Source organism: Mycobacterium hippophais (assembly GCF_027529605.1).
Lineage (GTDB): Bacteria > Actinomycetota > Actinomycetes > Mycobacteriales > Mycobacteriaceae > Mycobacterium > Mycobacterium arseniciresistens.
On sequence record NZ_JAPZPY010000013.1, the window covers coordinates 160,549 to 166,686 of the forward strand.

Annotated in this window: 6 protein-coding genes; 1 reads left to right on the top strand and 5 read right to left on the bottom strand. The window is 70.2% G+C overall.

All coding sequences use genetic code 11. From position 1 onward, the window contains the following. Positions 1-5 precede the first annotated feature (5 nt). From O6P37_RS23795 to O6P37_RS23815, 5 genes are all read right to left on the bottom strand, one after another. The gene (locus O6P37_RS23795; RefSeq protein ID WP_269896387.1) at positions 6-1,151 is read right to left on the bottom strand and encodes a zinc-dependent alcohol dehydrogenase; all 1,146 of its coding nucleotides are present in this window, start codon (positions 1,149-1,151) and stop codon (positions 6-8) included. A gap of 67 nt (positions 1,152-1,218) precedes the next feature. Continuing rightward, positions 1,219-2,211: an MOSC domain-containing protein gene (locus tag O6P37_RS23800; RefSeq protein WP_269896388.1), complete on the bottom strand. Its 993-nt coding sequence runs from the start codon at positions 2,209-2,211 to the stop codon at positions 1,219-1,221. Positions 2,212-2,225: 14 nt separating this feature from the next. Then, positions 2,226-3,032 (bottom strand): DUF5718 family protein, encoded by an 807-nt coding sequence (locus tag O6P37_RS23805; protein WP_269896389.1) that lies wholly within the window; start codon positions 3,030-3,032, stop codon positions 2,226-2,228. Next, positions 3,029-4,282, bottom strand: a complete 1,254-nt coding sequence (gene serS / locus O6P37_RS23810) for a serine--tRNA ligase (protein WP_269896390.1) — start codon at positions 4,280-4,282, stop codon at positions 3,029-3,031. Before serS ends, O6P37_RS23805 begins: the two co-directional genes overlap by 4 nt. Positions 4,283-4,293: 11 nt before the next feature. Further along, entirely contained in the window at positions 4,294-4,641 is a 348-nt protein-coding gene (locus O6P37_RS23815) for an ankyrin repeat domain-containing protein (RefSeq protein ID WP_269896402.1), read from the bottom strand. A 157-nt stretch (positions 4,642-4,798) separates the two neighbouring features. On the opposite strand from O6P37_RS23815, the gene O6P37_RS23820 reads away from it, so the two are divergent. Further along, positions 4,799-6,138: septum formation family protein (locus O6P37_RS23820; protein WP_269896391.1), on the top strand; the 1,340-nt coding region annotated here is incomplete at its 3' end.

Here is a 6,138-nt window from a genome sequence, read left to right on the forward strand (position 1 = left end):
TCGGTTCAGGCGGCGGGCACGACGACCGGCTTGATGCAGCCGTCGAGTTTGGCGGAGAAGACGTGGTAGCCCTCGGCGATGTGCTCCAGCGGAATCCGGTGTGTGATCAGCTCACTGGGCTTGAGGTAGCCGTTCTGGATGTGCGAGAACAGCCGCGGCCACTGGCGCTTGACCGGGCACTGGTTCATCCGCAGCGTCAGGCCCTTGTTCATCGCGTCGCCGAACTTGACCGCGCTGAAGATCGGCCCGTAGGCGCCCATCACCGACACCGTCCCGCCCTTGCGCACGGAATCGATCGCCCAGTTCAGTGCGACCGGTGAGCCGCCCTGCAGCTTCAGCTTCGCGGCGGCCACATGCTGCATCAGGTTGCCGTCCGCCTCGGCGCCGACCGCGTCGATCACCACGTCCGCGCCGAGATAGCCGGTGGCCTTCTTCATCTCGACGACGATGTCGTCGTACTCCGCGAAGTTGCGGGTCTCGGCGTGGGCGAAGGTGCGGGCCTTCTCCAGCCGGTACTCCAGGTGGTCGATCACGATCACCCGGCCCGCGCCCATCAGCCATGCCGACGCGGCGGCGTACAGGCCGACCGGCCCGGCGCCGAAAACCGCGACCACGTCGCCCTCGACGATGTCGCCGAGCTGCGCGCCGAAGTACCCGGTGGCCAGCGCGTCGGTGCACATCAGCGCGTCCTCGTCGGACATCCAGTCCGGGATCACCGCCGGGCCGACGTCGGCGAACGGCACCCGGACGAACTCGGCCTGCCCGCCGTCGTACCCGCCACAGGTGTGCGAGTAGCCGTAGATGCCGCCGACGGCCGTGGCGTTGGGATTGACGTTGTGGCAGTTTGAATACAGGCCGCGGGCACAGAAGAAGCACGACCCGCAGTAGATGTTGAACGGCACCATGACGCGGTCGCCCGGCTTGAGGTTCTGCACCGACGGGCCGACGTCGTGCACGACGCCGATGAACTCGTGGCCGAACGTCATCCCGACCCGGGTGTCGGGCATCATGCCGTGATAGAGGTGCAGATCAGAGCCGCAGATCGCGGCGAGCTGCACCTTGACGATCGCATCGTTGGGATGCTCGATCGGCGGGATTTCCTTCTCCTGCACCCGCACCTTGTACGGGCCGCGGTAGACCATCGCTCGCATTCGCAGAACTCCTCGTGTCGGGTCCCGTCGCGGTACCCGGCACCGGGGCGGTGAAACCCGCGGCGATTCAGTTCTGTCCGCGCAGCACCGTCGCCTCGAGCACCTGCTGCATCCGGCGCTTCGCGGTGCGTCCGGCCGCGGCCGCGGCGCGGTGCAGCGGTCCCGGCGGTGCGGCCCGGTGCACGGACACCACGTCGCCCACCCGCACGATCCCGGGCGTGGCGACGTCGAGGTACACCCCGAGGAAGCGGTTGGTGCGGTCGGAGAGCCTGCGGCCCAGTGCCCGGTCGGTGTCCACCCCGGGTTGCGGCCGGGTCGGCACCGCGCACCGGATGGTCGGAATGGTGACGCGCAGCGTCGACGAGCCGATCTGCAATGTCGCGCCGGTCCATTCGGCCTCGGGGAACTCGCTGCCCGACCCGTCGACGGCGACCAGGAAGTTCGGCCGGAACCGGCGCACGTCGTAGGGCGGACCGTCGGCCGACAGCGCGGCCAGGCTGTTGGTGCTGAGCAGATGGACCGCGCCGAGGTCAACGAACGTGCCGGGCGGCGTCGAGAAGCGCGCCAGCGTGAGCACCTGCCGGGTGGTGAACACCGACGTGTCGGGCAGCGGGTCGGTTTCGCCGAGGCCGAAGTCGCGGCGGACCTCCGCGGCGGCGAAGTTGGCCCGGCTCTGCTGGACCGAGAGCCGGTGGGCGCTGGTGTCGTCGGCGGGCGGCAACGCCGTGAGGCGCACCGGCCGCCCGGCGACCTCGGAGAGCAGCGCGTCGATGCGCGGGTCGTCGCTGGTGTGCTCGGAGCCGTCGGGCAGCGTGATCACCACCGGCGGCGCGTTGCCTGGGCCCGCGTCGGGCCCGGGTTCCTCGGCGTAGCGGGCCGAGCAGCCAAGCAGTGCGGGGATCCGCCGAGCCGTCGCGGTGATGTCCTTGTCGAGGTCGCGCACCGCCCACAACCGGTCGGCGTGCACCCCGCGGGCGTCCACCCGGACGTGGTCCACCCGGCCACCGCCCATCGACTTGACCGGGAAGCGCCACAGCTCACTGATCGTCGTCGAGGACATGGCAGCCTCCGGTTTCAGCGGGACGAGACGGTCTGGCGGAGTTCGGACACCGTGTCCGATTCGGTGTCGTAGACCCGGACGATGGCCTGGTCGCCGGCCTGCAGGAACGTCGACTCGCCGAGTTCGGTGTAGCGCGTCGCGCCGATGCCGATCAGGACGTGCTCGGGGTGCCCCGACGCCACCATCAGCGCGCCGACATCCTCCAGCGGCGTGTCGGCCGAACCCTTCTGGTTGGCCAGCCGCTCGACCACCCAGTCCAGCAGCACCTCGCCGTAGTAGGAGTAGCCGAGCAGCGGGCTGTCGACGCCGTACTCGTGCTCCTTGCCGTCTCCGTCCCGCAGGTAGCAGACCAGCCGCAGCGTCGCGGTGGGTCCGTCCGGCGTCAGGTCGCTGATGTCGAAGAACTGCGCGGCCACCCCCTTGGAGGCCGGGCCCCAGTTCTTCTTGTGGCTGATCTTGGGTGCGCCGGGGCGACGGATCGAGCAGTCGTTGAACGCGCCGAGTGCGAACGGCTCCAGGCTCGCGACCGTGTCGCCGTTCCACTTGACCCGGCAGGCCAGCCCGACCTCGGGCTCGATCTGCAGGTTGAGCGGAGTGTCGCTGGCGGGCAACATGATCGAGTCGTGCGACAGCGGGAACTCGTTGAGGAATCCGTCGCTGCCCGGCGCGTACCAGGGGAAGATGCCCTTGGGCGCAACGCCTTCGGAGGTCACGTTGACGAAATCGACTGCCTCGCCGGCCTGTTCGAGGTGACCGGCGAAGTTGCCCGCTACGCCGAAGCCGAACCAGGAACGCAGTTCGTCGAGTTCGAGTTCGATCACGGTTCCAGTACCTCCCTGCCGACGAACGGCACCAGCGCCTCGGGGACGCGGACGCTGCCGTCGGGTTGTTGGTGGTTCTCCAGTATGGCCACCAGCCACCGGGTGGTGGCCAGGGTGCCGTTCAGGGTCGCCGCGATCTGGGGCTTGCCGTTGTCGTCGCGGTAGCGGATCGCCAGCCTGCGCGCCTGGAACGTGGTGCAGTTCGACGTCGACGTGAGCTCGCGGTAGGTCTGCTGGGTGGGCACCCAGGCCTCGCAGTCGAACTTGCGGGCGGCCGACGAACCGAGGTCGCCCGCGGCGATGTCGATCACCCGGTAGGGAACGCCGATCAGCTCGAGCATCCGGCGCTGCCAGCCCAGCAGCCGCTCGTGTTCGGCCTCGGCCTCGTCGGGGCGGCAGTAGACGAAGCCCTCGACCTTGTCGAACTGGTGCACCCGGATGATGCCGCGGGTGTCCTTGCCGTAGCTGCCCGCCTCGCGGCGGAAGCACGACGACCACCCCGCGTAGCGGCGCGGCCCGGCGGACAGGTCGAGGATCTCGTCGGCGTGGTAGCCGGCCAGCGGCACCTCCGAGGTGCCGACGAGGTACATGTCGTCGGCCTCGAGGTGGTAGACCTCGTCGGCGTGCGCGCCGAGGAAGCCGGTGCCCGCCATCACCTCGGGACGTACCAGCACCGGCGGGATGACGAGGGTGAAGCCGTTGTCGGTGGCCAGCCGGACGGCGAGCTGCATCAGCCCGAGTTGCAGCAGTGCCCCTGCGCCGGTGAGGAAGTAGAACCGCGAACCGGAAACCTTGGCGCCGCGTTCCATGTCGATCAGCCCGAGCGCCTCGCCGAGTTCGAGGTGGTCCTTCGGGTCGTCGAGGCGCGGCGGTTCACCGACGGTCTCGAGGACCGTGAAGTCGTCCTCGCCGCCTGCCGGCACCCCGTCGATCACGACGTTGGAGATGGCCATGTGCGCGGCGGTGACGGCGACGTCGGCCTCGGCCTGCTGCGCCTCGGCGGCCTTGACCTTGTCGGCCAGCGCCCTGGCGTGGTCGAGCAGCGCAGGCCGCTCCTCCGGTGACGCCTTGCCGACCTGCTTGCTGGCCGATTTCTGCTCGGCGCGCAGGTTGTCGGCCGCCGAGACCGCCGCACGGCGGGCGGTGTCCGCGCGCAGCAGCGCGTCGACCAGGTCGGGGTCCTCACCGCGTGCGCGCTGCGAGGCTCGTACGACGTCCGGGTTCTCGCGCAGCAGCTTGAGGTCGATCACGGGTGCCAACCCTACTTTCGGCCGGTGGCCGCGAACATCTGGAGGTAGCCGGTCTGGCCGAACACCTGCGCTGTGTCCGCCGCGCTCGGCGCGCCGGCCTCCGGGTCGGCGCCGGCGTCGAGCAGCAGTCCGACGATCGCGTCCTCGCCCTTGAACACCGCCCCGGCCAACGGGGTCTGTCCGCTGTCGTTGGGCCGGTCGACGTCGGCGCCTCGCTCGACGAGCATCTGCACGGTGCGCGGGTGGCCGTGGTAGGCCGCCAGCATCAGCAGGGTGTCGCCCTTGCCGTTGGTCAGATCGACGGGCACACCGGCGTCGAGGTAGGCGGCGAGCGTGTCGGCGTCGCCGCGGCGGGCCATGTCGAAGAGGCGGCCGGCGAGCTCGCTCAGCGCCGGGTCGATGTCCTCGTCGGGTGCCGGCACACCGGTCAACCTAGCGCGCTGAACAGGGCTCCCAACACAACCCCATAACGTTACAACTGCATCACTTGTCACAGCACCTGACACGCCTGTCACAATGGAGCGGATGTTGGAGGCACCAGAGCACCACGACCCGCTCGCCGACGGGCCCGATGCGCCCGGACAGCGGGTGGCATGGTGGCACAGTCTGCAGGCCGCTTCGACCCGTCGCGCCCTGCTGCTGACGGCGCTGGGTGGTCTGCTGATCGCCGGGCTGATCACCGCGCTGCCCCGCAGCGAGGGCGCCAACGGCATGGGCCTGAACGCCAGCGCCATCAGCCTGGGACCGCGCGGCAACGACACGTTCAACCACGCCAAGGACGGCGACTGCCTGAACTGGCCGGACCGTACCCCGGACGCGGCGGAGATCGTCGACTGCAGCAGTGAGCACCGCTTCGAGGTGGCCGAGTCGGTCGACATGCGCACGTTCCCGGGCAGCGAGTACGGCCCGGAGGCCCCGCCCCCGTCGACCGCGCGCATCCAGCAGATCAGCCAGGAGCAGTGCCAGCCGGCGGTGCGTCGCTATCTCGGGCAGCGGTTCGATCCGAACAGCCGGTTCACCGTCAGCATGCTGTGGTCCGGCGACAAGGCATGGCGCCAGAACGGCGAGCGGCGGATGCTGTGCGGGCTGCAGCTGCCCGGCCCCAACAACCAGCAGCTGGCGTTCCAGGGCAAGGTCGCCGAGATCGACCAGTCCAAGGTGTGGCCTGCGGGCACCTGCCTGGGCATCGACCCGTCGACCAACCAGCCGACCGACATCCCCGTCGACTGCGCGGCGCCGCACGCGATGGAGGTCACCGGCTCGGTGAACCTGGCCGAGAAGTTCCCCGGCGGCCTTCCGCCGGAGCCGGAGCAGGACGCGTTCATCAAGGACGCCTGCACCCGGATGACCGACGCCTACCTGGCGCCGATCCAGTTGCGCAGCACCACCCTGACCCTGATCTACAGCACGATCTCGCTGCCCAGCTGGGCGGCGGGCAGCCATCAGGTGTCGTGCAGCATCGGCGCGACGCTCGGTAACGGCGGCTGGTCGACGCTGCTCAACAGTGCAAAGGGCCCGCTGCAGATCAACGGTCAGCCGCCGGTGCCCCCGCCCGACATCCCCGAGGAGCGGCTGAACCTACCGCCGATCCCGTTCCCCGACGCCGTCGACACCTCGTCGGGCTCGTCGTCGGACTCCTCGTCGGACTCCTCATCCAGCTCGTCGTCGGATTCGTCGTCGCAAACCACCGACGACTCGAGTTCGAGCGACTCGGGCAGCGAGTCCGACGGCACCCAGCACGGACCGCAGCAGGGCACCGCGCCCGCCCCCGGCGAGCCGCCGCCCGCCGACGCCCCGCCCGGCGGGGGCAACACCTTCCTCAACGGCGCGCCGCCGCCGGGCGCGCCGCCGCCACC